A 24,604-nucleotide genomic window follows, 5' to 3' on the forward strand; every position below is an offset into this window, starting at 1 on the left:
CGCCGGCAGGACCGGCGGGCCGGTGGCTCACTCGGAGGCGATGGCGGTGAGGACGTCGAGCCGGGCCGCGCGGCGGGCCGGGAGCACGCCGGCGACGACGCCGCACACGGCGGCGGCCACGACGACGATGGCGATCGTCCCGGTGGGGACGACCGTCGTGGTGATGACCGATGCGGGCAGCGCAGCGGTGGTGGCCAGGCCGAGGAGCGCCCCGAGGGCCACGCCGAGGATCGCCCCGAAGATGGCGATCATGACGGACTCGCCCAGCACCATCTCCCGGACCTGCCGGCGCAGCATGCCGACGGCCCGGAGCAGGCCGATCTCCCGGGTGCGCTCGAGCACCGAGAGGGCGAGGGTGTTGGCGATGCCGAGCAGGGCGATCACCAGCGCCAGGCCCAGCAGGCCGTTGACGGCGATCAGCATGCTGTCGAGCTGGGCCCGCTGGTCCTCCTCGAACCCGGCCCGGTCGTCGACCTTCACCTGCGGTTGGTCGGCCACCACCGCGTCGATGGCGGCGCGGGCGTCGGCGGCGGTGACCCCGGGGGCCTGGGCGGCCAAGACCATCTGGTCGAGGTCTGTCGTCGGATAGGCCTCGGCGAAGAGATCCAGGTCGATCAGGTAGTTCCCGGCGTAGGTGGCGTCGGCGTAGGTGCCGGCCACGGTGAGCTGGCGGGGGCCGCCGGTCGCCAGGGTGACCTCGACGGTGTCACCGACCTCCAGACCCAGGTCGCGGGCGGGGTCCTCGTGGATGAGGATCGACGTCGGGTCCAGGTCCTCGACCCGTCCGGTCTGCACCTCGAGGTCGATGACCTTGCCGGCGGCGGCGGGGTCGGCGGCGACGACCTCCTTGCCCTCGCCCTCGAAGAGGAAGGAGCCGAACCGCACGCCGGTCACGCCGTCCAGCTCGGGGAGCGCAGCCAGCTCGGCGGTGATCGCCGGGCTGAACCCGACGAACCCGTCGGTCGACAAGACGTAGTCGGCGGCAACGGCGTCCTCGATGGAGGCCGAGAAGCTCTCCTTGACGGAGGTGCCGACCACGAACACCGCCGTCACCAGCGCCAGGCCGATCATGAGGGCCGAGGCCGTCTTCGCCGTGCGATCGCGGTTGCGGACGGCGTCAGCGTGGGCCAGGCGACCGGCGACCCGGAGGTGCCGGGCCAACGGGCCGCCGATGGCCCCGGCAACGGGGACGGCCACCACGGGGGTCAGCTGGCCGACGCCGACGAACACGGCGATGGACCCGACGGCCATGAGGGCCACCAGGGTCATCGTCCCCTCGACGGCGAAGAGGCCGAGGAGGAGCAGGACGGCGCCGCCGAGGGTGAGGGCGGAGCCAGTCGCCGCCCGCCGTGTGGAGGACCGGCGGGCGGGCACGACGCCCTCCCGCAGCCCCTCGACGGGCGACACGGCCGACGCCCGCCGCGCCGGCGTCACCGCGGCGAGGACCGTGACGACCACGCCGACCACCAGTGCGGCGGCGACGGTCCGGGGCAGGATCACGAGGCCCGACTCGGGCAACCCGAAGCCGGACGACGAGAAGATGGCCTGGAGGGCCCGGGCGATGAGGAGCCCGAAGCCCATCCCGACGGCCGACGCCACCGCGCCGATGACCAGCGCCTCGGAGACGACCGACCGGGTGACCTGGGCCGGGCTGGCGCCGATGGCCCGGATCAGCGCCAGCTGGCGGGTGCGCTGCCCGACGACGATGGAGAAGGTGTTGTTGATGGTGAAGGCGGCCACGAACAGGGCGACCGCGGCGAAGCCGAGGAGGATGTTGCGGAACAGGTCCATGTACCCGGCCACGCTCTCGCTGGCCTCGTCCGAGACCCGGGTCGCGGTCACGGCCTCGGCCCCGTCGGGAAGGACACCCTGGATCCGAGCCGCCAGCTCGTCGGGGTCGGTCCCCGGCTCGGCCAGCACGTCGACCGAGTCGACCTCGTCGCCGGCCCCGAGCAGGTCGGCCGCCACGTCGACGTCGAAGGCGGTGAGGCGGGCGCCGAGGAGGTTGTTGGCCTCGCCGAAGGTGAAGATGCCGACGATCTCGACCTCGGGCTGGCTGCCGTCGGCCAGGAGCACGGTGGTGCGGTCACCGACGTCGAAGCCGGCGTCCTGGGCCGTGCCCCGGTCGATGGCGATCTCGCCGGCGCCCACGGGACCCCGTCCGGTGTCGAGCGTCGCCGGGCGGAGCGCGTCGACGTGTCCCCACGACACGCCGAGGAACGGGGCACCGGTGGTCGTCATGGGCTCGCCCTGGGCGTCGACGAGCTGGGCGTAGCCGCCGACGGTCCCCTCGGCGGCGGCGACACCGTCGACGTCCTGGACCACGGGGACGAGGTCGGCCGGGATCCGCCCCCGGGACTCGGTGGCCCCGGCGCCGGGCAGGTCCGACTCGGCGCGAACGCTCACGTCGACCCCGGAGGTGATGTCGGTGAAGAGCTGGTCGATCGATGCCCGCAGCGAGTCGGTGACGACGAACGAGCCGACGACGAACCCGACGCCGAGCACGACGGCCAGCGCGGTGAGGAGGGTGCGGCCCTTGTGGGCCAGGAGGTTGCGGAGGCTGAGGCGGAGCATGGCTATCAGTCCCCGAACCGCTTCATCCGGTCCAGCACCCGTTCGGTGGTGGGCGCCTCGATCTCGTCGGCGACGCGGCCGTCGGCGAGGAAGACGACGCGGTCGCTGTACCCGGCGGCGGCCGGGTCGTGGGTGACCATCACGACCGTCTGGCCGAAGTCGTCGACGGCGCGCCGCAGGAACCCGAGGACCTCGGCCGCCGAGCGGCTGTCGAGGTTGCCGGTCGGCTCGTCGGCGATGACGATCTCCGGCCGGCCCGCCAGCGAGCGGGCGATGGCGACCCGCTGCTGCTGGCCGCCCGACAGCTCCGAGGGCCGGTGGCGGAGCCGGTCCCGCAGGCTGACGGCGTCGATCACGGTGTCGAGCCACTCCGGGTCGAGCTTCCGCCCCGCCAGGTCGGCGGGGAGCCGGATGTTCTCGAGGGCGTCGAGCGTCGGGATGAGGTTGAACGACTGGAAGACGAAGCCCAGGTGGTCGCGCCGCAGCACGGTCAGCTCCTTCTCGGAGAGACCCGAGAGGGAGCCGCCGCCCAGCTCGATCTCCCCCTCGGTCAGCGAGTCGAGACCGGCGAGGCAGTGGACGAGCGTCGACTTGCCCGAGCCCGACGGGCCCATGACCGCGGTGAAGCCGGCCGAGGGCACGTCGACGCTGACGCCGTCGAGGGCCCGGACGGCCAGGTCTCCGGACCCGTACACCTTGGTGGCCCCGATGGAGCGCGCCGCGAGCGCCGTCGGCGTCGCCGCCTCCGGCCGGGTGAGCGCTTGGACCGACATGGTTGCCTCCCACGTGGTTGTCACCGCCATGGTCCCCCCGCCGCCCCTCCGGTCGTAGAGGCGAACGACTCGCGCCGACGGTCCGGACGTCACCGCCCCAGCTGGGCCTCCAGGAACCTCACCACGCGCTGCTCCCACTCGGCGGGGCGGGTCGCCAGGCCGGCGGTGTGGCCGGAGCCGGGCACCACCCAGACCTCGACGACGGCGGGCGCCGTCCGCTGCAGGTCCCGGGCCACGTCCCCCTCGTCGGGCACGTCGCCGCCGGCGATGACGAGGGCGCGGCGGGGCCCGGCGGCGGCGACCGCCGAGCGCAGGCTGCCCGGGGCGGGAGCGTCGGTGAGCATGGCGACGGTGGCGTCCCGCACCCGGCTGATCACCCCCTGGACCGAGCCCCGCCAGCCGTGGACGTCGGCCAGCCAGGCGTCGTCGCCGGCGACGCGGCCGGTGGCCCCCTCGGCCACCACGGCGCGCAGGCGCGGGTCCGCACCCAGGGCGCCGAGCGCCTCCTCGCCGCCCATGGAGAGCCCGACGGCGCCGATGCGGTCGTCGTCGACGTCGGGCCGGCCCCGCAGGAAGGTCACCGCCGCGGCCACGTCGGAGTCGCCCCACCACCCCAGGTCCATCGCCGTCCCCTCGCTGCGCCCGTGCCCGCGGGCGTCGAGCAGCAGCACCCCGAGCCCGTGGCGGGCCAGCACGACGGCGTGGTCGAGGACGTCGGTCCGGGTCGAGCCGGCGCCGTGGAGCACGACCACGGCGGCACCGTCCCGAGAGGGCACGTACCAGCCCGAGAGGACCGGGCCCTCGGCGGTGGGCACCGAGACGTCCTCGGAGGCCAGACCGACGTCGGCTGGTGTCCGGCCGTCGAGCGGGGTGGGCGGGACGTTGGTGGCGGCCACCGCGATGGTGGCCGTGGCGAGGAGGACGACGGTCGGCAGGCCCACGATCGGGGCGACGGCCAGGCGCCACCACCGGGGAGCGGACCGGACGAGGTGGACGACCGCAGCGACCAGCAGGACGAGCCCGCCCACGAGGCATGCCCCGGCGGCGACGATCGGGACGATCCCCCCGTCCTTGGCCAGGTGCGGCACGCCGACGCCCAGGCCGGCCGCCGTCGCCGCCAGCCCGGCCGCCCACGACACGGCGACCGCCGGGGGTCCGCCCCGGCGGCGGACGCCGATGACGAGGACGCCCGCGACCGCCACCACGATGAGCCGCACCAGCTGCCAGCCCGGCTCGCCGGCCCGACCCACCAGGACCAGGATCCCGACCACCCCGACGACCGCGGCGAGGTCGGACGGCCGGGCGGGGCGGGACGGGCGGGCCGGCCCAGCGGCTCCCGCCTCGTCCCGGGGCGGTGCGGCCACCGGGGAGACGCCCTCCACCGGTGCGGGAGCGGTCGGTGCGGTCCCGGTGCGCGCCATGGTCGTCCTCCTGGGCTCGACGAGCCCAGCGTGCGCCCTCGGGCGCCCCGGCAGGTAGAGCCGAAGGTCACCCGAACGGGCCGGGCGCGGGACCTTCGCCCCTGCCGCCGGGCCGCCGCGAGGAGGACGATCACGGCATGGAGACATCACTTCCCCGCCCCATCGTGGTCGGCGTCGACGGCTCGGAGAGCTCGGCGCGGGCGGTGCGGTGGGCCGCCCTCGAGGCCACCCGGGTCGGTGCCCCGCTCCAGCTGGTGAGCGCCTGGCAGACCCCGGTCACCACGTCGTGGGCCACGCTCAGCACGCCCTACATCGACCCGTCCCTCTTCGAGGGCAACGCCGCCGAGGTCGTGCGCACCGCCAAGGGGCAGGTCACCGAGGACATGGGCGCCGACGCACCCCCGATGACCGGGGCGACGGCGGCGGGGCCGCCGGCCTCCGCCCTCCTCGATGCCGCCCAGCACGCGTCCCTCCTCGTGGTCGGGACCCGCGGTCGGGGTGGGCTGGCCAGCGCCGTGCTCGGCTCGGTGTCCACCACCTGCGCCCACCACACGCCCGTCCCCCTGGTCATCGTGGGGGCCGATGCCCCCGACCCGGGGACCGGGGGCATCGTCGTCGGCTTCGACGGCTCCCCCGGAGCTCGCGCCGCCCTCCGGTGGGCGGTCGCCGACGCCCGGGCGACCGGCGCCGACATCCACGTCGCCCACGCCTGGACCAGCCCCATCGGCGAGCCCTTCGGTGGGCTGCCCGAGGACCCCGAGCTCCACGACCCGACGCCGGCGATCGAGCGGGCCGTGGCCGAGACGCTCGCCGACGAACCCGACCTGCCCCCGATCACGGTGCACGTCGTCCCCGCCCCGGCCGCCCGGTACCTGATCGAGCGGGCCAAGGGCGAGGCCCTCCTCGTGGTCGGGAGCCGGGGCCACGGCGGCTTCGTCGGGCTCCTGCTGGGCTCGGTCAGCCAGTCCCTGCTGCACCACAGCCCCTGCCCCCTGGTGATCGTGCCCCCGCCCCCCGACGACGCCTGATCCGGACCGCGGGGCCCACGACGTGCGGGGCCCGTCGCGGTCCAGGCCCGTCGTCGTCCATGGGACCAAGGTCCCGGGTCGACCGGGCCCTCCGCCCCTGACGGGCCCGGCCCCACGGGGCGGAGCATGGCGCCATGACCACACTCGACGTGCTCCTCCTCGAAGCCGGCCCGGGCGATGGGGCCGCCGACGCCCGGCAGCTGGAGGGCGCGGGTCACCGCGTCCACCGCTGCTTCGACGACGACGGCCCCGTGGGGTCCGTGCACCCGTCGGGGTGGTCTCCGTGCCGGGCCCTCACCGCGGGCGACTGCCCGCTCGACCAGCCGATGGACGTGGTGCTCCTGGCCCGCCGCGGGGTGTCGCCCCGGCCCGGGCTGCGGGAGACGGGGGTCCGCTGCGCGGTGCGAGCCGGGGTGCCGATCGTGGAGGACGGGGGCGATCTGCTCGACCCCTTCGCCGCGTGGGTCGCCCGCCGCACCGACGGCGATGGGGCCGTCGTGGCCTGCGAGGCGGCGGCGCGGGACGCCATGGCCCCGGTGCTGGTGCGCCTGCGCCAGTCCGGCCGGCGGCTGGTGGAGGCCGTGGGGGTGGACCCCGAGGACATCGGGGCGACGTTCCACGTCGACCGTGATCACCTCGTCGTCCGCCTCTTCGGCCCACCGCTCCCCGACCGCGTCTCCCGGGCCCTGTGCACCCGCACGCTCGACGCCGTCAACGCCGTCCCCCGCCGGTTCAGCCAGGTCGACGTGGGCTACGACGTGGTGGACCCGTCCGAGGTCCCCGCGGGCCTCTGACCCAGCGTCGCCGTCTCCCCCGGGCCGAGGTGGAGGCGGTCGCCGTCCACGGCGATGGCGACCGGGGCCACGCCCTCGTCGTCGTCGACCGACACCGTCACCTCTCCGGCGCGCACGGAGATGTGGATCGACGCCCCCCGGAACCGCATCGGGAACGAGATCCCCTCCAGGGCGGCGGGCAGGCGCGGCGCGAGCCGCAGGGTGTCGCCGTCGATGGTCACGCCGGCGTAGCGGTGCTGGACGAGGTCCAGCGTCCCGGCCATCACCCCGAGGTGGATGCCCTCCTTGGTCGTGCCCCCCTGGATGTCGCCCACGTCGCTCTCCAGGGCGACGAGGAACCGCTCCCACGAGCTCTCGACGTCGAACTCGGCGAGGACGCCGGCGTGGGTGACGAAGCTCAGGGTCGACCCGTGTGAGGTGCGGTGGTCGTAGTGCTCGACGGTCCGGCGGGCCAGGTCGTCGGGGTGGTCGTAGCCGAGCCGCCCGAAGATGGCGGCCAGCTCGTCGCTCGAGAACAGGAAGTACAGCATCACCGCGTCGGCCTGCTTGCTCAGCATGTACCGGTCGGGATCGTCGTCCTCGGCCCGCAGGATCCGGTCGAGCCGCTGGATGTTGCCGTAGCGCTCGCGGTAGCCGTCCCAGTCCAGCTCCTCGAGGTCGCCGTAGCCCTCGAACTGGCTGATGATCCCGTCGCCGTGGAACGGCACGTACATCCGGCGGCTCATGTCGTCCCACGTGGCCAGCTCGTCGTCGGTGATCCCGAGCCGCTGGCGCAGCTCGTGGGCCCGGTCCTCGGGCAGCAGGGGGAGCACCTCGCCGGCCACCCCGCAGAGCCAGGCGACCAGGACGTTGGTGTAGGCGTTGTTCCGCAGCCCGGCCTCGGGGGCGTCCGGGTACTTCTCGTGGAACTCGTCAGGGCCCATGACGCCGTGGATCTCGTAGCGCTCCCGCTCGGGCGAGTAGTGGGCCAGCGAGGCCCAGAAGCGGGCGATCTCCAGCAGCATCTCGGCGCCGTGGTCGCTGAGGAAGGCCCGATCGTCGGTGGCCTGCACGTAGCGCCAGACGTTGAAGAAGACGGCCGCTCCGACGTGGCGCTGGTGGTGGCTCAGGTCGACGTCCCACCGCCCCGAGAGCGGGTTGAGGTGGACGCGCTGGGTCTCCTCGGTGCCCTCGCTGCCGCTCTGCCAGGGGTACATGGCGCCGCGGTAGCCCTCCTCGGTCGCCGCCGCCCGGGCCTCGGGCAGGCGGCGGTAGCGGTACATCAGGAGGCCCCGCACCACCTCGGGGAGCCGCAGGCTGAGGAACGGGAGGACGAACAGCTCGTCCCAGAAGACGTGGCCCCGGTAGGCCTCGCCGTTGAGCCCCCGGGCGGGGAGCCCGGCGTCGATGTCGGCGGTGTGCCGGGAGCACACCTGCAGGAGGTGCGATGCGTGCAGGCGCAGCAGGAGCTGCACCCGGTCGGGCCCGGTGACGGACAGGTCGCAGGCGCCCCAGAGCCCCCTCCACGCCGCCAGGTGGCGCTCCCACGCCCCGCCGAAGTCGAGGTAGCGCGCCGCCGAGCGGGCCGACTTCTCGAGGGTGTCGCCCACCGCCGGGTCGCGCGAGGTCCAGATCGCCACCATCTTCTCGACGCAGGTGGGCTCACCGGCGCGGACCTCGAGGTCCAGGACCTGCTGGATGTAGTCACGGGTCTGGTAGGTGGAGCGGGGCACCGAGACGGGTCCGGCGGCCCCCATCACGCGGGTCCGGGCCGCCTGGCTGATGAGCAGGTCCGACTGGCGGGTCACCGCCTTGAGGGCGATGACGTCCTCGTCCCGCGTGCGGGCCGCGACCGGGGACAGGTGACGGCCCGGCAGCTGCCCGTAGCGGGCCACGTTGCGGTTGACGACGCGCCCGTCGATGGCGGTCACGATCTGGATCCGGCCCGACCACCCCTCGGGGACCACCGTCCACTCGATGCCGGCGTGGTGGATGTCGGCCATGCTCACGAACCGGCGGCTCGCCAGCGCCGTGACCCGCCCGGCCCGGTCGCGGAAGCGCACGTGGCGGTGCACGGTGGCGTGGCGGACGTCGATCTCGTGGCGGAGGTCGAGGACCTCGACGTCGGCCAGCCGGATGGCGTCCTCGTCCTCGATGCGGAGCTTCAGCACCAGCCAGTTCGGCAGGTTGACCAGGTCCTCGTTCAGCACCGGTCGGCCCCCGAAGATCGCCGTCTCCCGGTTGTAGAACCCGTGCACGTAGGTGCCCGGGTAGTGGGTGCCGTCGGCGTCCTCCCACTCCGCGGCCCCCCGGGTGCAGAGGTAGCCGTTGCCGGTCGACGTCAGCGCCTCGCGAAGGCCCTCGTCGTCGGGGTCGAAGCCCTCGAAGGCGAGTGTGAACCCGTCCACGTCATCTCCTCGTGCGTCGCGGACCCCGGCCGGGGCGCTGGAGGCATCATGGCCGGTCCGAGGGGGGCGCGGCGCGCCATGGACGTCTCGGCCGCGTCCCTCCCGTACCGTGCTGCTGTGGACCACGACCTCCCCACCCCGCTCGCCCCGCTCCGCCAGGACCCGTCGTCCAGCGGGATCTTCACCGACTTCGACGGCACGCTGGCGCCGATCGTGGCCGACCCCGCCTCGGCGGTCGCGGTGCCGGGCGTCGCCGACCTGCTCGGGGAGCTGGCCCTCCACTACCGGATCGTGGCCGTCATCTCGGGCCGACCGGTGTCGTTCCTGTCGCCGCAGCTGCCGCCCGCGGTGGTCGTGGTGGGGCTGTACGGCCTCGAGGTGCGCCGGGACGGGACGGTGCACGTCGACCCGACCGCCGAGGAGTGGCGATCGGTCGTCGAGGAGACGGCCCAGCGCTGCCGCGACGGCGTCCCGCCCGGCGCCGTGGTCGAGTCCAAGGGGCTCTCGCTCACCCTCCACTACCGGACCGCCCCCGACGCCGAGGCCCAGGTCATGGCCCTGGCCGAGGAGGTGGGGGCGACGAGCGGGCTGGTGGTGCGCCCGGCCCGCCAGTCGGTCGAGCTGCACCCGCCGGTCGAGTCCGACAAGGGCACGGCCCTGCGGGCGATCGGGTCGGGTCTCCGGGCCGCCTGCTACCTGGGCGACGACCTCGGGGACCTCTCGGCCTTCCGGGCCCTCGACGAGATGGACGCCGAGGGGGCGGCGACGGCGCGCGTCGCGGTCGCCAGCGACGAGGCCCCGCCGGCCCTGCTCGACGCCGCCGACGTCCGGGTCGACAGCCCGGAGGCGGCGGCCACGCTGCTGCGCGGCCTCCTCCCCTGAGGCCGGTCAGGCCCGGACCGGCTCCCGGAGGACCGCTTCGGTCGTGACCAGGCCCACCACGGTCCCGTCGTCGGTCACGGCGAGGACGTGCATGGGCCGAGACCGGGCGACGCGCTGGGCCGCCTCGACCGTCGACGACGCCTCCAACGAGGCGAAGTAGGGCGTCATCACGGCGTGGACCGGGGTGGCGTCGAGGTCCATGTCGTGGGCGAGGGCCCGGGCCAGGTCGTGCTCGGACACGATCCCGGCCACGTTGCGGGTGTGGCCCACCACCGCCGCCGGCGCCCCGACCTCCTCCAGCTGGAGCAGCGCCAGCCGCAGGCAGGTGTCCTCCCCGACCACCACGGGCGGCGCGGTCACCAGGTCCCCGACGCGCCTCTCGGTGTCTCGGCTCTCCGTGTCGCTGCTCATCGTCGACCTCCAGGTATCCCCACAGGATGCCGCTCCGTGTCGGATGGCACTAGGGCCTTCGGTCATGAATCGCGTCTGACCCCGGGCTGTCCGGGCCGTGGACGGAGGTTGACGGATGGCACACTGGTCCCGGTTCGACCCCGGAGGCCGCCGTGTTCGCACGTGTCACGAGAGCTCAGATCGACACCGACACCGTGTCGGTCGAGGATGCCCTGCGGCGGTTCCAGGCGGCGGCCATGCCCTCGCTGCAGGAGCAGCACGGCTACCGAGGGCTGTGCGTCCTGGCCGGTCAGGAGGGCGAGGTCCTGCTCGTGTCGTTCTGGGCCACCGAGGCGTCGGCCCACGCCCTCGAGGACGGCGGGTGGTACTTCGAGGTCCTCCGCGACTTCATCACCCTGCTCCAGGCCGAGCCCGGTCGGGCCACCTACGAGGTGCTGGCCGCCGACCTGAGCCGGGCGACGAGCTGACCCCCGGAGCCCGCGCCGGCCGCGGTCACGACGGGGCGTCGGCGTCGCCCGCCTGGCGCGCCACCAGCTCGGCGACGTTGTCGGGGAGCGTCTCCTCGAAGTCGATCATCTTGGCCCAGGTGGGCCGCACGACGATGCGCACCATGGCGTCGTAGAGCGACCGGACCCCGGCCTCCCACTCGACCCGCTGCTCGGGGGTCATCTCGTAGGAGCCGTTCATCTGCAGGTACTCCTCGGGGATCCCCGCGACCTCGTCGAGCACGGCCTCGCCGCGGAGCAGCAGGACGTCGGGCGGGTGGACCTCGGTGTCGATGGTCAGGGCCACCGCCGGGTTGGCTCGCAGCGCCGCCACCTTCCGGGCGTTCGTCGAGGTGCACATCACCACCTCGGTGCCGTTCCAGTGGAAGCCGATCGGCAGCACCCGGGGCGTGCCGTCGGGGGCGACGAAGGCGAGGCGGGCGATGTCACGGCCCAGCATCGCCTGGCTGACGGGGTGGGCGAGCACGTCGTCGATCTCGGTCGGGGGCATCGTCGTGGTCATGGTGGTCTCCTCGGGTCCGCTCGGCCGGCCGGCCGAGGTACCCAGGGGACGGAGCCCGCTGCTCTCCCTCGACACCCGGCGAGGGAGATCCGGCGAGATCTCTCGGGCGAGGATGTCGAGGACGCCACACCGGCTCCGTCCCCGGGGCACGTCCGACCAACGGGGCCGGACGCCACACGAGGAGATCACCACCATGGCCAAGTACCTGTTCCTGAAGCACTACCGCAGCCTCAGCGCGCCGGACCCCGTCACCGACGTGCCCATGGACCGGTGGACGCCCGAGGAGGTCGAGGCCCACTTCCAGTACATGCGCGACTTCGCCGACCGGCTCGAGGGCACCGGCGAGCTGGTCGACGGCCAGGCGCTGGCCCCCGAGGGCATGTGGGTCCGCCACGACGGCGCCGGGCGGCCGCCGGTGACCGACGGCCCGTTCGCCGAGACCAAGGACCTGATCGCCGGGTGGATGGTCGTCGACGTCGACTCCGAGGCCCGGGCCATCGAGCTCGCCGGCGAGCTCTCCGCCGCACCGGGCGCCGGCGGAGAGCCGATCCACGAGTGGCTCGAGGTCCGGCCCCTGCTGAGCGCTCCGCCGCCCACCGTCACCGAGTGAGCGTGGACGACGTCGTCCTGCGGGGCCTCGTCCCCCAGGTCCTCAGCGTCCTCGTCGGTCGCGGCGCCGACTTCGCCACGGCCGAGGACGCCGTGCAGGAGGCCCTCATCCGGGCCCTGTCGACCTGGGGCGACGAGCCCCCCACCGACCCCACCGCGTGGCTCATCACGGTGGCGTGGCGGGCCTTCCTCGACATGGTGCGCTCCGACACCGCCCGCCGGAACCGGGAGGTGCGCGTCGACACCGAGCCGCCGCCCGGCACCGTCCCGAGCGCCGACGACACCCTGCGGCTCTACTTCCTGTGCGCCCACCCCGACCTGACGCCGTCGTCAGCCGTGGCGCTGACCCTCCGCGCCGTGGGCGGCCTGACCACCCGCCAGATCGCCCAGGCCTACCTCGTCCCCGAGCCGACGATGGCGCAGCGCATCAGCCGGGCCAAGCGCACCGTCGCCCGCGCCGGCGTCGACCGCCCGGGCGACGTGGACACGGTGATGCGGGTCCTGTACCTCGTGTTCAACGAGGGCTACTCGGGCGACGTCGACCTGGCGGCCGAGGCCATCCGGCTGACCCGCCAGCTGGCCGGCCTGGCCGACGACCCGGAGGTGCACGGCCTGCTCGCCCTCATGCTCCTCCACCACGCCCGTCGCCGCAGCCGCACCCGGCCCGACGGCAGCATCGTCCCCCTCGCCGAGCAGGACCGCGCCCAGTGGGACCGGGCCCTCATCGCCGAGGGCATCGTCATCACCCAGGCTGCCCTGGCCCGCGACCGGCTGGGCGAGTACCAGGCCCAGGCGGCCATCGCCGCCCTCCACGCCGACGCTCCCCGGGTCGAGGAGACCGACTGGGTCCAGATCGTCGAGTGGTACGACGAGCTGCTCCGCTTCGCCGACACCCCCATCGTCCGGCTCAACCGGGCCGTCGCCGTGGGCGAGGCCGACGGCGCCCCCGCCGGGCTGGCGGCCCTCGCCCAGGTGGACGAGGACGTCCCCCGCCGCCACGCCGTCGCCGCCCACCTCCACGAGAAGGACGGCGACCTCGAGCTCGCCGCCCACCTCTACGCCGAGGCGGCCCGCCACTCCCCCACCCTCGCCGAGCGCGACCACCAGCTGCGCCAGGCGGCACGCCTCAACCAGCACCTCCGCGCCGCCCCACCCGACGGCGGCGAGGGGCGCGGCTGACCCGCTCCAGAGCCGGCCGCGGCGATGCCCGACCGTCAGACGGTCTCGAGGGCGCCCCTCACCACGCTCTCGGCGCTGTGCGCAGGGTCACCGTCGGTCGGCTCGATGGAGACGTCCACCACCGAGAAGCGCTCGGTGTCGACCGCAGACGGCACCAGCAGCGTCGTCTCCCCGTCGGTCAGGCCGACCGACTGGAGACCACCCGAGTCCGGATCGATCAACCACACCTCGAGCACCTCGTCGTCCTCGAGGTCCGGCAGGTCGGCGAGCTCGACGTCCAGCCGCACCCGGTTGCCCTCGACGACCAGGCGCGCGGTCCCCCGGGATCGGGTCTCGACCGCCAGGCCCTCCGAGCTCAGCTCGGCCCGCGACTGCACCGTCCCGTCGGCCCCACGGGAGGCGAGGACCACCGAGGCCACCACGCCCACGAGCAGGAGGGCAGCCACGCCGGCCAGCCACGTCATCGGCGGTCGCCGACGGCGCGCCGGCAACGGCGTCACCCGGGCACCGGCACCCACGGCGTCGTCGTCGGCGTCGACGTCACCGTCGGTGCCGAGCTCTCGGGCGATGCCCTCCCAGGCCCCGGCGGGTGGGGCCTCCCGCCGATGGTCCTCCGGCGTGAGGTCGCGCCAGGCGGCGAGGATGCGCCCGTCGAGCGGGTCGGTGCCGGGGGTGTCGCGCTCGTCAGTCATCGAGGCCTGCCAGGGTGCGCCGCAGACGGGTGATCCCCCGTCGGATGTCGCTCTTCACCGTGCCCAACGGTAGGCCCAGGACCTCCGAGACCTCCTGGTGGGTGCGCCCCTCATAGAACGCGAGGGTGACGGCCCGGCGGGTGCGCTCGGGCAGGGCGTCGAGGGCGTGGGCCACCAGCATCCGGTCGGCGATGCGGTCGACGACGTCGTCGACCGAGCCCTGGGGCATGGACGCCGACTCGACGGGCACCGGCGCCCGGCCCTCGGTGCGCAGGGTGCCGAGCACCTTGTGCCGGGCGATGCCGATCAGCCAGCCGGCCAGCGACCCCCGCTCCGGGTCGAAGGTGGACCGCCGGCGCCAGGCGGTGATGAAGACCTCCTGGGTGGCGTCGAGGGCGCGGTCGCGATCGAGGGTCCGGCTGCAGAAGGTGTGCACCAGGTCGCCGTAGGCGCTCCAGACGTTCCGCAGTCCGTCGGGGCCGGCGAGGAAGGCGGCCTCGACCGATCGCTCGTCGTCGGGGGCTGCGTCCCGCCGGCTCACGCCCTGACGTTCGGGTCCGGCGGGCACCGCCGGACCGTACCGCGGGGCGTGCGGTGGGGTGGTGAGGGTGGCCGCCACCTCACCCCTCCGGGGCCGCCGTGATGACGACGTTGTCCCGGTAGGAGCGGGCGTCCCGGTCGAACTCCCCACCGCAGGTGATGAGGGTGAGCCGGGGCGGACCCGTCCGGTCGAACACGCCGCTGTCGGAGAGGTCGAGCTTGGGGACCTGGCGGCGCTCGGTCACGACGTACCGCTGCGTCGCGCCGTCGGCGGTGGTCACCACCACCGCGTCGCCCGGTGCGAGCTGGCGCAGCCGGAAGAACGCCCCCTCCTCGCCGTCGAAGTCGACGTGGGCGGCGAGGACCGCCGAGCCGGATCCACCGGGGGCGGGGCCGAAGCGGTACCACCCCACGTCCCGGGCGGCCGGCACCTCCATGGTGCCGTCGGCCTCCACGCCCACCGGGACGACGAGGGCGTCGACGCCGATGCGGTCGATCGTCAGCCGGGCGGGGGTGGGGATCGCCGCACTCGCCTGGACCGCGTCGAGCGTCGCCGGTTGGGTGCCGATCGCCGGCGGCGAGGCCTCGTCGGCACCGGGCTCGGTCGTCTCGGGGGTCGTCGGGTCGGGGGCCGACGAGGCGGGGGCCGCCGCCTGCTCCGCCGGGCGCGGGGCGGCGCCCTGGTCCCCGCCACAGGCGGCGACCAGGGCGCTCACGACGAGCACGAGGAGGAGTCGTCGGCCCACGGACGTCTCTCAGGCGGCGGTGCGTCGACGGGCGACGGCGATGCCGAGGGCGGCGACGCCCAGGGCGGCGCCACCGACCATCGCCACCGGGGCGACGGAGGTGCCGGAGCCGTCAGCGGCCAGGCCGCTGTTGCCCGTGTCGACCGCGCTCGGGTTCGAGTGCAGTCCCGAGATGGTCTGGACGAGGACGTCCAGGTTGCCGGCCTCGGCGCTGCCCACGGCGTAGACGATGGTGGCCTGGCCCTCGACCACGGGGACGTCGGCCGGGCCGATCACCGGGTCGGTGGTCCCGGCCAGGGCCACGGCGGCCGAGACCGTCCCGGCCGGCAGGTCGGCCTTGGCCTCGTTCGGGTTGGCCAGGTTCGTGAACACCGGCGACCCACCAGCCAGCACGTCCACCGCCGGGGCGGCGGCGGTGTGGCGGACGATCAGACGACCCTGGCCGGCGGCGGTCGGGGCGGTGTCGTTGGCGAACGGCGTGAGCGTCGGGTCGCCCCCCTCGCTGAGGTGGGCCACGATCGACACGTCGTCGCCGGCGGCGAGCGTCGCATCGGCCTCGAGGATCGGGTCGGCGGTCGCCTCGGCGTCGGCGCCCCGGACGGCCAGGGCGTAGTCGCCCGCCGGCAGGCTGAGGGCCTCGGTGACCGTGCCGAAGGTGAAGTCGTCGAGCGTGAGCTCGTCGTTCACGTACACGTCGACGGGCGTGTCGGGGATCCCGTGGACGACGACCACGGACGCGTTGCCCTCCTGGGCGCCGGCCGGCACGGCGAGCAGCGCGACGGCTGCGGCGGCGATCGTCGAGGCGACCAGCGGACGGGTGCGGGATCGGGTTCGGGTGCGCATCTGGGGTGTCCTCCAGGGTGTGGGTGTGTGCCCCTCTCTTCGCGCCGAGGGCGCCCGCTGGATGCACCCGGGCGGAGATTCCTCGTCGACGGCACCGCCGCCGCCGCCCGCCGCCCGTCAGCAGCGGACCATGAAGACCTGGACCACGTACACCCGGTTGCCCGCCTTGGCGTAGCCCACACCCACGTCGGTCCACCGGCCCAGGACGTTGGCCCGGTGCCCGGACGACCGCATGAACGCGTCCTGCACGGCGGCGGCCGAGGAGCCGTAGCCGACGTTCTCACCCAGGCGTTGCCAGCACCGCGGCGCCCCGGACGCGAGGTTGGAGTGCGACAGCCGCCCCTCCCGGGCCATCTTCTCGGCCCAGGCCTGGGCCTTGGCGGTCAGCGTGCCGTGCGCCGGGAGCGACGCCAGGCCGTGGGCCCGGCGGTCGCTGTTGAGCTCGCGGAGGACGGCGTCCTGCCCCGAGGTCAGGCATGCGGCCAGGAGGAGCGCGACCAGCACGGCGACGCCGGCGAGCACGATCCTCGACGTCGGGCGCCGCAGCGACCGCTTCGTCACATTCGTCATGTTCGTCATGGGAACGCAACATAGCGAGGGGCTGCGACCCGCCACCGCGATGAGTCGACTGGGTGATCCGCCCTCACCCAACTGCCCGCCTTCGATTCCCGCTAGATTTCCGCAACTTGCGGTGTAGCCTTCGCTCCATGTCGATCATCGACGTCGTGGACGATCTGATCACGCTCCAAGACCTGGCCGCACATGAGGACGACCCCGAGCGCCGTCGCTCGCTCGACGACCTCCACCGTCGGGTCGCAGCCCGCGAGCGGGGCGTGAAGGTATCCGAGGCGGCTGCGGTGCTCTCGCTGTCCCAGCCGACCGTCCGAGCGTGGATCGATGCCGGCGTCCTCGAGCCCGTTCGGGGGGCGTCGCCGGTCCGCATCGAGGTCCTCTCCCTCGCCGACGTGAAACACGCCCTCGACCTCGTCCGCCAACACGCCGAGGACCGCCATCTCCTCGCCCAGGTGATGCGCGTCCTCCGCGATCGGGCCAACCTCACCGGTGCGCTCGACGAGGGCATCGCCGACCCACAACAGGACCAGTAGGGCGCCGCAACCGGCCATCTGCGGCCACTCCGGGCCACTAACCAAGCCTTGAGCATTCCCTGGCCATGGCGCATTTTTTCCCCGGGTCAGCGGTTTGACGTCGGACGACCCATGGCGGGTTTGGGAGCAGGGGGTCGGGAGTTCAAGTCTCCCCGGCCCGACCACACCACATTTCTCGGCTAGCGGCGGCATCGCGGACCGTCGTCAAGGCGGTCTCGCGGGGTGCGCCGACGGGCGTTCACTGAGCGCCCAGTACCCCATACCGGGGTGGGCCGCTAATGGACGCGGCGGCGGGAGCGAGTGTGGCGGGAGAGGGCGTCGGCGATCTCTAGGGCGGTGGCTTCGTCGGCGGGTGGATGGCCCTCGTCGTCGCAGCAGGAGGGCTTCTGGCGCTCCTCGTCGGGGACCTCGAGGTCGAGGGCGGCGAGGAGGGGGGTGTAGACGTCTCCCGCTGCGGAGTCGTGGCGAGCGATGGCGAGGACGATGACCTCGTCGTCGGCGGGCCAGGCAGTCAGCATCCGGTCAGCGCCGTAGAGGTGACGGCTGCACACGTGATCGAGCGTGGAGCCGGCGAGGCGATAGCCGGCGGCGGCGCAGCCTTGGGCCAGCAGCTCGGTCAGCGCGGCCGCAGCGGCCTTGCGGCGGCGGCCGCGGAGATCCCGGACCTGGCGCTCGGCCGTGGCGGTCAGGCTGACCTGGATGGCCGCTCGTCCTCGGGGTCGGAGGCCAGCTCGGCAAGGAGGTCGTCGGTGAGCGGGACGGTGCGGCCGGCGGTGAGGTCGGTGTTGTGGTCCAGGGGCGGACCGATCCCACCCATTGCTCGCCAAGGCTCCGAGCCATGATCACTACGATTCCGGTCCGTGACAGGCGCAGCGGTCGCTTCATTGCAGGACGTGCCAGATGATTTCTTCCGTGCTTTAGGAAAGTGCACCGCTACTGGGGCTCAACTTGAGTTTCGCTTCACGCTCCTTGCAGCAGCAACTCTCGGGATGACTCAACAGGGTGGCCTCTTCCTCTTTGCTCGGGAGTCAGCGGCCAAACGACTAAAGGTAGCAAGGAAGACACTTGATGCTTTCGAGCCAACGCAGGCAAGGGAGGACTCGCTCGACTGGCTGCGGCGTGCTCAGGAAGCCTGGCAGAAACGTAACCGATACATCCATCAACCAGTTGCCGTTGAGGATGGCGTAGTTAACCAGGCAGTGTTTCCCGATCGTCTCAACGGGCCGAAATACACATTCGAGGCGGTAACCTCAGACGATCTAGAAGAGTTGGCGGAGCTCCTCCTCGAACTCACGGACGAGTTCGACACCCCAATTCTCAATGGGCTCGTTCGTGAGCATCCATGGACGAGAACAATGTTCGGTCATCCAGGGACCTCGACGAACCAGTCGACGCCGGTCTAGACCTCTGCCGAGGTCACCGTCTCCGCAGGGCTGGGAACTTCTTCGTCAGGTAGCCCTCGTTGAGCGCTGAGCGGTCGTACTGGCGCCTGCGGTCGGTGCTGCGCCGCTGGGAGCCAGGGCGGGGAACCGGGTCCCGGAGTGCCTGATCTTCGGGCGTAGGGGCCGGCTGGGCGGCGAGGTACGGGTACCGCTTGAAGATGTGGGCGGTGACCTGGCCGATGCGAAGCGCCTTGCCCGGCCACTTTGGTGCACCCCGCGGGGCCGCCCCGCTGCCCCTGTGGTCCCGTTGTGGTCTGGAGGCCGGAGGCTGCGGCGACGGCAACAGGACCCCACACCCGCTGCCAGGGGAGCGTGGTCGGGCCGGGGAGATTTGAACTCCCGACCCCCTGCTCCCAAAGTCGCCGAGGCGCGTTTCCGTCGGTCCTGGTCAGAGACGATTTCCGCAGGTCAGCGGTGGTTTCCTGTCCCAGCCTGTACCGCCGGATAACCCCGGATCTCGCGCGTCTCGCGGAGTTTTCGCGGACCTCAGAGGCCAGGAGGCTCCAGATCCCGGCCGTCGGCCCGAGGGATCTTGCGCCTCTGAGCGAGGCGTCGCAGTTCGGGGCGAGCCTCTCGGTCGGATGGTCGGTCGACGGTCTCGTTCGACGTGATCACGTCGTCAAGAAGCCGCCACCCGCACCGCGTGGCCGTCGATCGTCAACGTCACCGCTGGCTCGTCGGGGTCCGCATAGCGCGCCTCGCCGTCGGGTGACGGCGACCCTCTCAAGACGTCGAGGTCGCCGAGCACGGTGCGCCAGGTCGAGGCTCCATCGGGGCCACGAAGGCTCCGTCCCGATGCGGCGGCACGAACCCTTCGAAGGCCCGCCGACCAGGCGCCCGGCTTCGAGCTCGACGAGCACCTCGCCGACCCGGTCCCGGTTCTCGGGCGTCACTTGAAGCACACGTTCGAGGTCCCGGGCCAGCCGCAGGGCGCCGTGCGCAGCAGCGGCGCCGAACATCACGAACCTGAACCAGTGACGGAGCAAGGCGCCGAGGACTCGCGAGCCAGAACTGCATGGCAGGCGAGTACCTGACCACATCGCGGTTCGGGACCTCGACCCGCCTCGATGACGTCGTCGTTCGGCTCATGCACCCCTGAGCCAACCCGTCTTCGGTCCCAGTGCCAGCCCGCCCTGAAGCTCAGCCGGACGTGCAGGTGCCGGCCAGTGCTTCGCTCAGGATCCGGCCGTCGGCGTCGGCCGGTGGCTCGACACCGAGCAGGGCAGCGATGGTCGGAGCCACGTCGATGAGCTCGGGGGCCGTGGGTGCGACGCCAGTGCAGAACCCGGGCCCGGACACGATCAACGGCACTTCCTGCTCGGCCCGCGAGGCGTGGCCGGCGCGCGGCTGCCCCGGCGTCTCCACGAGGGACAGGGTGTAAGGCGGCTCGGGGATCGCTTGGAAGTCGCCCAACTTGTCCGATGCGCCGAGGGCGGCGAAGTCGTCCTCGGCGAGCACCTCGGTGAGGAGGTCACCGACAAGGCCGTCGAGGGCGGCGGCCACGGCCAGGCGGCCCTCGGGTGAGTCAGCGGTGCCGCGGAGGGTGATGTCGGCGGCCCGGTCGCCTTGGATGACGACGACCTCGGTGCTGGGATTGGGCGTGGTCAGGTACGGGGGGAACAGCACGCCGGTTTGGTAGCCCGTGGCGTCGATGGCTTCGAGCAGGTCGGGCAGGGCGCTGCTGTCGACGTCCGTCATGCCGTGGTCGCCGGTGAGGATGAAGGTCGTCTCCTCGAAGATGCCGACATCGCGGGTGGCTTGCACCAGGCGACCGAGTTGGGCGTCCATCTCCACCATGAGCCCTGGCAGGGTGGGGCTGGCAGTGCCCTCGTCGTGGACCAGGGTGTCGATGTCACCGCCGTAGACGGCCAGCAGGGCAGGGATCTCGGGGACGGTTACCTGGCGTCCGCCGGAGTCGACAGGCCGCTGGTGGAGGATTTCGATGGCGGCGTCGACCCGCTGGCGGAAAGGCCCGCCGGGCTCGACGTAGAGCTGGCGCGGATCGCCGTACGAGGTCCCGTGGTCCTCTGTCATGTACCACTGGACCGACGCCACGGTCCGGTCCTGGCGACCCACGGCTTCGGCGATGGTCTCAGCCTCGAGGGCCCGCCCTTGGGCCCGGGCCACGCCAGCGGCCTCGTCGAAGTAGTAGCCGGCGTTGCCGTGGGTACGGGGAAGGGCCCCCGTGACCAGAGACGCTCGCGACGGGTTCGACAGCGTCTGGAACGTGGCCGTAGCGATCGACGAACTGCCCCGGGCCACCAAGGCGTCGATGGCGGGGGTGTCGGCCAGCTCGAGGAAGGCCGGGTCGAAGCCGTCCCAGTCGATGACGACCACGTGCTCGGTCCGAGGCACCTCGGGCTGCCCACAGTCCCGCTGGGCCACCTCGAAGAACTCGGCACTGGCGGCGAGGAGCACCGCGAGGCGGACGTCGTCGAGGTCAACCAGGCGACGGGTCCAGTAGCTCCGCCCGGCCGGGTCGGCTGTCCGGTCAAGGACCCGGTCGTAGAGGTACTGGACCCGGGCGGTCCGGGACTCGGACGAGCCGAAGATCTGCGCGGCGACGCCAACTCGGCCTCGCCTACCCACCTCCCTGGACCAGTGGGCGAGCCCGCCCGGCTCCGCCGCCCGGCCGAGGATGCGATCGTAGAGGGCAGCGACGAAGGCCTCGTCGGTGCCGCCGGCCCGAGCATGGAGCTCCGGCGAGCCGTACACCCGGGCGGCGACATGTCGGACGGACCCACCGGTCCGCAGCCGCTCGGTCCAGAACGCGAGACCCTCCGGCTCTGGAGCCCGCTCCAGGGCTGATCGATAGAGCCGGGACACCTCGACCGACAACCACTCATCACTGGTCGCCAGACTGTCAGGCAGGTCACCGGGCAGCCGCCCAGCAGCCAGATCCCTACCCCAACGGTCGAGCTCGCCCGGCGACGGTTCCCGGTCGAGGAAGACACGGTGGGCAGCTGTGATGAAGCACTGGTCCTCGGCAGGGGTGGCGGCGGCGACCGGCGCCGCCAACGGCGTGAACAGCAGCGCCGCCGCCAGCAGGGCGCCGACGACCAGGGCGAGACCGCCCCTCCGGTCGCGACACGGCCGGCGTTGCTCCCCGTGGTGCATCGTGTGTCCCCGTCGATCGTCGAGCCCCTGCGCGGCCCGACTGTAGCCAAGGCCGTCTGTCCCCGGTGAGGACCCGAGAGGGACGGCATGGCGGTGATGATCGGGCAGCTCCAAGGCGGGGTTCCTCGGCAGGCACGGACGCGAGGTGGAGCCCGCCGATCGGTCCCGCCGACCAAACTGAGCACCCCATGGCGCTCTCAACAGCCACCCCAACACCCCGTCCGCAGCAGGTCGCCTCGCATGGCAACGTGCGGGTGACGGTCCTGACCGACCGCCTGCTCCGCATCGAGTACTCATCCGATGGCATCTTCGAGGACCGGCCGACGCTCGCAGTGGTGAACCGACGGTTCCCGACCACGCCATTCGAGGCACGCACAGATCGCCGCACGCTCGCCGTCGACACCGGAGCCGTGCTCCTGCACTGCTCCGATGTCGATCGGCCGTTCTCAGCGGACCAACTGCGAGCCCGGATCGGATCTGGCGCCACGGCCACCGACTGGCACTTCGGAAAGGCATGTGAGAGCAACCTCGGAGGAACGGTGCGGACGCTCGACACCTGGAAGGGCAACAAGACCGCCCGTCCAGTGGGGTTCGACGCCCAGACGGGTTTCGTCCACGAGTGGGAGGAGCAGCTCCTCGAGCCCGGGCTGTTGTGTCGCGACGGCTGGGTGGTCGTCGACGAAAGCGACACGGTGGTCCTCGACGCAAGCGAAGATCCGGGCGCTCAGTCGCGCTGCTGGCCGGTTCCGCGCCCGCCCGGCGAGCGGCGAGATCTCTACCTGTTCGCCTATGGCGACGACCACGCCTCCGCCCTCGCGGCGGGGGCTCAGCTTTTCGGTTCCCAGCCGCTGCCGCCCCGCTACGCGTTCGGCTACTGGTACAGCCGGTACTACCCCTACACCGACCGGGAGCTCCTGGAGCTCGCGGAGCAGCTCGACCGGAACGACGTGCCCGTCGACGTCCTCGTCATCGACATGGACTGGCACCGGGTCGGGTGGACCGGGTACTCGTGGGACCGGGACCTGTTCCCTGATCCGACCGAGACGCTCGAGCGGCTCCACGAGCGCCGGCTTCGCGTCGCGCTGAACCTCCACCCTGCGGATGGCGTCGGCCGCCACGAGGACGCATTCGCGGCGATGTGCGACGCCGTTGGCCTCGATCCCCAGACCGTCGATCGCGTCCCGTTCGACGTCACCGACCCGCGGTTCGTCGACGCCTACTTCCGGCTCCTCCACCACCCGGAGGAGGACCGCGGCGTGGACTTCTGGTGGATGGACTGGCAACAAGGCGCGGAGTCCTCGATCCCTGGGCTGGATCCGCTGGCGTGGCTCAACCGCCTGCACTGGGACGACCAGGCGCAGCGCCGACCCGACCGCCGGCCGCTCATCTTCAGCCGCTGGGGAGGCCTCGGCGCCGGGCGCTACCCGATCGGCTTCTCCGGCGACACCCACGCAGCGTGGGAATCGCTCGCCTTCCAACCCGAGTTCACGGCCACGGCCGCCAACGTCCTCTACGGGTACTGGAGTCACGACATCGGCGGCCACTTCGGATCTGCGCCCGACCCTGAGCTCTACACCCGGTGGATCCAGTTCGGCGCGCACTCGCCCATCCTCCGCACCCACGGCGCGCTCGGCCCCGACCAGGAACGTCGGCTCTGGGAGTTCCCCAACCCGTACCGCACGGTGATGATCGATGCCGTCCGCCGCCGGTACGAGCTGGTCCCGTACATCTACGGCGAGTGCCGGCGCGGCGTCGACACCGGCCTGTCGCTCGTGCGACCGATGTACCACGAGCACCCCGAGGCGACCGCCGCCTACGAAGCGACCGACCAGTACCAGCTGGGTGACCAGATGGTGGTCGCCCCTGTCGTGCGGCCGACGGACGACGACGACATGGCAGCGGTGCGGGTGTGGCTCCCCAAGGGCGAGTGGTTCGATGTGGCCCACGGCGTCCGGTTCGACATCGACGACGACGAGGGACGCTGGCTCGAACGTCGCTACCTGCTGGCGGAGGTGCCGGTGTTCGTGCGAGCGGGCACGGTGCTCCCCGGTCAGCGCGGCGTGCGCCGCCTCGATGCCGCCTCCTACCCCAACCTCGTCGTCACCGCCTATCCCGGTCCCGCCGGCCAGCACACCTTCTACGAGGACGATGGCGTGACCACCGGCTACGAGAGCGGGCGGGCTGTCTCGGTCGCGCTGAACCATCGCTCGACCACCTCGCGGCGCACCGTGCGCATCGGTGCCGCTCTGGGAACCTACCGGGGGTGGCTGCGCCGGAGGCCCGTCGAGATCCGCTTCGTCGGCGAGGCTCCCCCGCGTTCGGTGTGCGTCGACGGCGAGGTGGTCCCGTGGGCGCCTCGGCCCCTCGACGGCCACTGGCGGTACGACGCGGCCAGCACCGCGGTGGTCGTGTCGCTGCCTCGGGTCGACCTTCGCCAGGGCGTTCTCGTCGCCGTCGAGCGCAGCACCGCGCGGCACCGAGCCGAGGCCGAGGCGCTCATCGACGGCTACCCGGGACTGGCCCGGCGGATCGACCTCATCAGTGAGCGGACCCGGACCCTGCTCCAAGAGGACAACCGCCAGATCGTCACGCTCTCCCAGACGGTCGACCGGATCGAACGGGACCCGTGGACGCTCACGTCGGAGCTCGGCGAGCTGCGGAACCGGTTCGACGGCCTGGACGCCCTGCTCGAGCGCTACCTCCAGGTCTGGACAGAACTTCAATCGCTCAACCCGGGGGATCCCCCGGTCGCCACGTCGACCCTCGCAGCAGCCCGCCGACTCCTCACCACCACACGGGACCAGTTCGGCGGAGCACCGTCGACAGGCGACTCGCGGACGCCATGACCCGCGAGCGCTTCCACGGGCCCAAGACCGTCCCGAAGTCCCAGGTCCCCGCGCCATCCGAGCGGCCGTCAACGATCTTTCGTGAAAGTCCGGGAACCACCCGGCGTGAGTGCAAGGCCGCCGCAAGTGACCGCGGCGACCCACCCCGATTCTGACTACGGACGGCGACTTGGGCGACCTCGGTTCGATGAGGCCGCGACTGCGCT

At 72.9% G+C, this 24,604-nt stretch carries 23 protein-coding genes; 9 read left to right on the top strand and 14 right to left on the bottom strand.

All coding sequences use genetic code 11. From position 1 onward, the window contains the following. Positions 1-27: 27 nt before the first annotated feature. The 3 genes from HC251_RS14605 to HC251_RS14615 all read right to left on the bottom strand — a co-directional run bounded on the left by HC251_RS14605 (position 28) and on the right by HC251_RS14615 (position 4,768). The gene (locus HC251_RS14605) at positions 28-2,574 is read right to left on the bottom strand and encodes an ABC transporter permease (RefSeq protein ID WP_219941336.1); all 2,547 of its coding nucleotides are present in this window, start codon (positions 2,572-2,574) and stop codon (positions 28-30) included. Between the two features lie 5 nt (positions 2,575-2,579). Further along, positions 2,580-3,347, bottom strand: coding sequence for an ABC transporter ATP-binding protein (locus HC251_RS14610; RefSeq protein ID WP_219941337.1), 768 nt, complete (start codon positions 3,345-3,347; stop codon positions 2,580-2,582). Positions 3,348-3,436: 89 nt separating this feature from the next. Continuing rightward, positions 3,437-4,768 (bottom strand): alpha/beta hydrolase, encoded by a 1,332-nt coding sequence (locus tag HC251_RS14615; protein ID WP_219941338.1) that lies wholly within the window; start codon positions 4,766-4,768, stop codon positions 3,437-3,439. A gap of 137 nt (positions 4,769-4,905) precedes the next feature. On the opposite strand from HC251_RS14615, the gene HC251_RS14620 reads away from it, so the two are divergent. Continuing rightward, positions 4,906-5,796: a universal stress protein gene (locus tag HC251_RS14620; RefSeq protein WP_219941339.1), complete on the top strand. Its 891-nt coding sequence runs from the start codon at positions 4,906-4,908 to the stop codon at positions 5,794-5,796. A gap of 134 nt (positions 5,797-5,930) precedes the next feature. Beyond that, positions 5,931-6,590, top strand: coding sequence for a hypothetical protein (locus HC251_RS14625; protein ID WP_219941340.1), 660 nt, complete (start codon positions 5,931-5,933; stop codon positions 6,588-6,590). On the opposite strand, the gene HC251_RS14630 is transcribed toward HC251_RS14625, so the two are convergent. After that, the gene (locus tag HC251_RS14630; protein WP_219941341.1) at positions 6,548-8,977 is read right to left on the bottom strand and encodes a glycoside hydrolase family 65 protein; all 2,430 of its coding nucleotides are present in this window, start codon (positions 8,975-8,977) and stop codon (positions 6,548-6,550) included. The genes HC251_RS14625 and HC251_RS14630 overlap by 43 nt on opposite strands. 117 nt (positions 8,978-9,094) lie before the next feature. On the opposite strand from HC251_RS14630, the gene otsB reads away from it, so the two are divergent. Beyond that, a complete protein-coding gene (gene otsB / locus HC251_RS14635; protein WP_219941342.1) occupies positions 9,095-9,859 on the top strand; it encodes a trehalose-phosphatase in 765 nt (254 codons plus the stop codon). A 6-nt stretch (positions 9,860-9,865) separates the two neighbouring features. Here otsB and HC251_RS14640 read toward each other — a convergent pair whose 3' ends face one another. Further along, entirely contained in the window at positions 9,866-10,270 is a 405-nt protein-coding gene (locus HC251_RS14640) for a cyclic nucleotide-binding/CBS domain-containing protein (RefSeq protein WP_219941343.1), read from the bottom strand. A 152-nt stretch (positions 10,271-10,422) separates the two neighbouring features. On the opposite strand from HC251_RS14640, the gene HC251_RS14645 reads away from it, so the two are divergent. Beyond that, the gene (locus HC251_RS14645) at positions 10,423-10,737 is read left to right on the top strand and encodes an antibiotic biosynthesis monooxygenase (protein WP_219941344.1); all 315 of its coding nucleotides are present in this window, start codon (positions 10,423-10,425) and stop codon (positions 10,735-10,737) included. 25 nt (positions 10,738-10,762) lie between these two features. On the opposite strand, the gene HC251_RS14650 is transcribed toward HC251_RS14645, so the two are convergent. Beyond that, positions 10,763-11,266 (bottom strand): pyridoxamine 5'-phosphate oxidase family protein, encoded by a 504-nt coding sequence (locus tag HC251_RS14650; protein WP_370651301.1) that lies wholly within the window; start codon positions 11,264-11,266, stop codon positions 10,763-10,765. A 205-nt stretch (positions 11,267-11,471) separates the two neighbouring features. Here HC251_RS14650 and HC251_RS14655 point away from each other — a divergent pair, with 205 nt between their 5' ends. Beyond that, positions 11,472-11,888: a YciI family protein gene (locus HC251_RS14655; RefSeq protein ID WP_219941346.1), complete on the top strand. Its 417-nt coding sequence runs from the start codon at positions 11,472-11,474 to the stop codon at positions 11,886-11,888. Between the two features lie 2 nt (positions 11,889-11,890). Beyond that, a complete protein-coding gene (locus HC251_RS14660) occupies positions 11,891-13,066 on the top strand; it encodes an RNA polymerase sigma factor (protein WP_370651302.1) in 1,176 nt (391 codons plus the stop codon). A gap of 35 nt (positions 13,067-13,101) precedes the next feature. Here HC251_RS14660 and HC251_RS14665 read toward each other — a convergent pair whose 3' ends face one another. The 5 genes from HC251_RS14665 to HC251_RS14685 all read right to left on the bottom strand — a co-directional run bounded on the left by HC251_RS14665 (position 13,102) and on the right by HC251_RS14685 (position 16,466). Beyond that, entirely contained in the window at positions 13,102-13,758 is a 657-nt protein-coding gene (locus HC251_RS14665; RefSeq protein ID WP_219941348.1) for an anti-sigma factor, read from the bottom strand. Continuing rightward, positions 13,751-14,326 carry an RNA polymerase sigma factor gene (locus tag HC251_RS14670; protein ID WP_219941349.1) on the bottom strand — a complete coding sequence of 192 codons (576 nt, stop codon included), beginning with the start codon at positions 14,324-14,326 and terminating at the stop codon, positions 13,751-13,753. Before HC251_RS14670 ends, HC251_RS14665 begins: the two co-directional genes overlap by 8 nt. Before the next feature lie 52 nt (positions 14,327-14,378). Further along, positions 14,379-15,044, bottom strand: a complete 666-nt coding sequence (locus HC251_RS14675; protein ID WP_219941350.1) for a class F sortase — start codon at positions 15,042-15,044, stop codon at positions 14,379-14,381. 9 nt (positions 15,045-15,053) lie between these two features. Next, entirely contained in the window at positions 15,054-15,887 is an 834-nt protein-coding gene (locus HC251_RS14680) for a DUF4397 domain-containing protein (RefSeq protein ID WP_219941351.1), read from the bottom strand. Between the two features lie 117 nt (positions 15,888-16,004). Next, positions 16,005-16,466, bottom strand: coding sequence for a CAP domain-containing protein (locus HC251_RS14685; RefSeq protein ID WP_219941352.1), 462 nt, complete (start codon positions 16,464-16,466; stop codon positions 16,005-16,007). Between the two features lie 128 nt (positions 16,467-16,594). On the opposite strand from HC251_RS14685, the gene HC251_RS14690 reads away from it, so the two are divergent. Then, positions 16,595-16,993, top strand: coding sequence for a helix-turn-helix domain-containing protein (locus HC251_RS14690; RefSeq protein WP_219941353.1), 399 nt, complete (start codon positions 16,595-16,597; stop codon positions 16,991-16,993). 275 nt (positions 16,994-17,268) lie between these two features. Here HC251_RS14690 and HC251_RS14695 read toward each other — a convergent pair whose 3' ends face one another. Beyond that, the gene (locus HC251_RS14695) at positions 17,269-17,544 is read right to left on the bottom strand and encodes a hypothetical protein (RefSeq protein ID WP_219941354.1); all 276 of its coding nucleotides are present in this window, start codon (positions 17,542-17,544) and stop codon (positions 17,269-17,271) included. A 134-nt stretch (positions 17,545-17,678) separates the two neighbouring features. Then, positions 17,679-17,810, bottom strand: a complete 132-nt coding sequence (locus HC251_RS25665; protein WP_255566422.1) for a hypothetical protein — start codon at positions 17,808-17,810, stop codon at positions 17,679-17,681. Between the two features lie 43 nt (positions 17,811-17,853). On the opposite strand from HC251_RS25665, the gene HC251_RS14700 reads away from it, so the two are divergent. Beyond that, entirely contained in the window at positions 17,854-18,396 is a 543-nt protein-coding gene (locus HC251_RS14700; RefSeq protein ID WP_219941355.1) for a hypothetical protein, read from the top strand. Between the two features lie 1,179 nt (positions 18,397-19,575). Here the strand turns inward: HC251_RS14700 and HC251_RS14705 are convergent. Further along, positions 19,576-21,666, bottom strand: coding sequence for an alkaline phosphatase family protein (locus tag HC251_RS14705; RefSeq protein ID WP_219941356.1), 2,091 nt, complete (start codon positions 21,664-21,666; stop codon positions 19,576-19,578). A 425-nt stretch (positions 21,667-22,091) separates the two neighbouring features. Here HC251_RS14705 and HC251_RS14710 point away from each other — a divergent pair, with 425 nt between their 5' ends. Then, entirely contained in the window at positions 22,092-24,398 is a 2,307-nt protein-coding gene (locus tag HC251_RS14710; protein ID WP_219941357.1) for a TIM-barrel domain-containing protein, read from the top strand. Positions 24,399-24,604: the final 206 nt, after the last annotated feature.

Origin of the sequence: Iamia sp. SCSIO 61187 (assembly GCF_019443745.1) — a bacterium.
Taxonomy (GTDB): domain Bacteria; phylum Actinomycetota; class Acidimicrobiia; order Acidimicrobiales; family Iamiaceae; genus Iamia.

Bases quoted from the DNA above. Each gene is read 5' to 3' on its own strand.
- HC251_RS14615 (WP_219941338.1), bottom strand. From the start codon at position 4,768: ATGGCGCGCACCGGGACCGCACCGACCGCTCCCGCACCGGTGGAGGGC.
- HC251_RS14685 (WP_219941352.1), bottom strand. From the start codon at position 16,466: ATGACGAACATGACGAATGTGACGAAGCGGTCGCTGCGGCGCCCGACG.
- HC251_RS14680 (WP_219941351.1), bottom strand. From the start codon at position 15,887: ATGCGCACCCGAACCCGATCCCGCACCCGTCCGCTGGTCGCCTCGACG.
- HC251_RS14625 (WP_219941340.1), top strand. From the start codon at position 5,931: ATGACCACACTCGACGTGCTCCTCCTCGAAGCCGGCCCGGGCGATGGG.
- HC251_RS14650 (WP_370651301.1), bottom strand. From the start codon at position 11,266: ATGCCCCCGACCGAGATCGACGACGTGCTCGCCCACCCCGTCAGCCAG.
- HC251_RS14690 (WP_219941353.1), top strand. From the start codon at position 16,595: ATGTCGATCATCGACGTCGTGGACGATCTGATCACGCTCCAAGACCTG.
- HC251_RS14665 (WP_219941348.1), bottom strand. From the start codon at position 13,758: ATGACTGACGAGCGCGACACCCCCGGCACCGACCCGCTCGACGGGCGC.
- HC251_RS14610 (WP_219941337.1), bottom strand. From the start codon at position 3,347: ATGTCGGTCCAAGCGCTCACCCGGCCGGAGGCGGCGACGCCGACGGCG.
- HC251_RS14620 (WP_219941339.1), top strand. From the start codon at position 4,906: ATGGAGACATCACTTCCCCGCCCCATCGTGGTCGGCGTCGACGGCTCG.
- HC251_RS14605 (WP_219941336.1), bottom strand. From the start codon at position 2,574: ATGCTCCGCCTCAGCCTCCGCAACCTCCTGGCCCACAAGGGCCGCACC.
- HC251_RS14655 (WP_219941346.1), top strand. From the start codon at position 11,472: ATGGCCAAGTACCTGTTCCTGAAGCACTACCGCAGCCTCAGCGCGCCG.
- HC251_RS25665 (WP_255566422.1), bottom strand. From the start codon at position 17,810: ATGGGTGGGATCGGTCCGCCCCTGGACCACAACACCGACCTCACCGCC.
- HC251_RS14640 (WP_219941343.1), bottom strand. From the start codon at position 10,270: ATGAGCAGCGACACGGAGAGCCGAGACACCGAGAGGCGCGTCGGGGAC.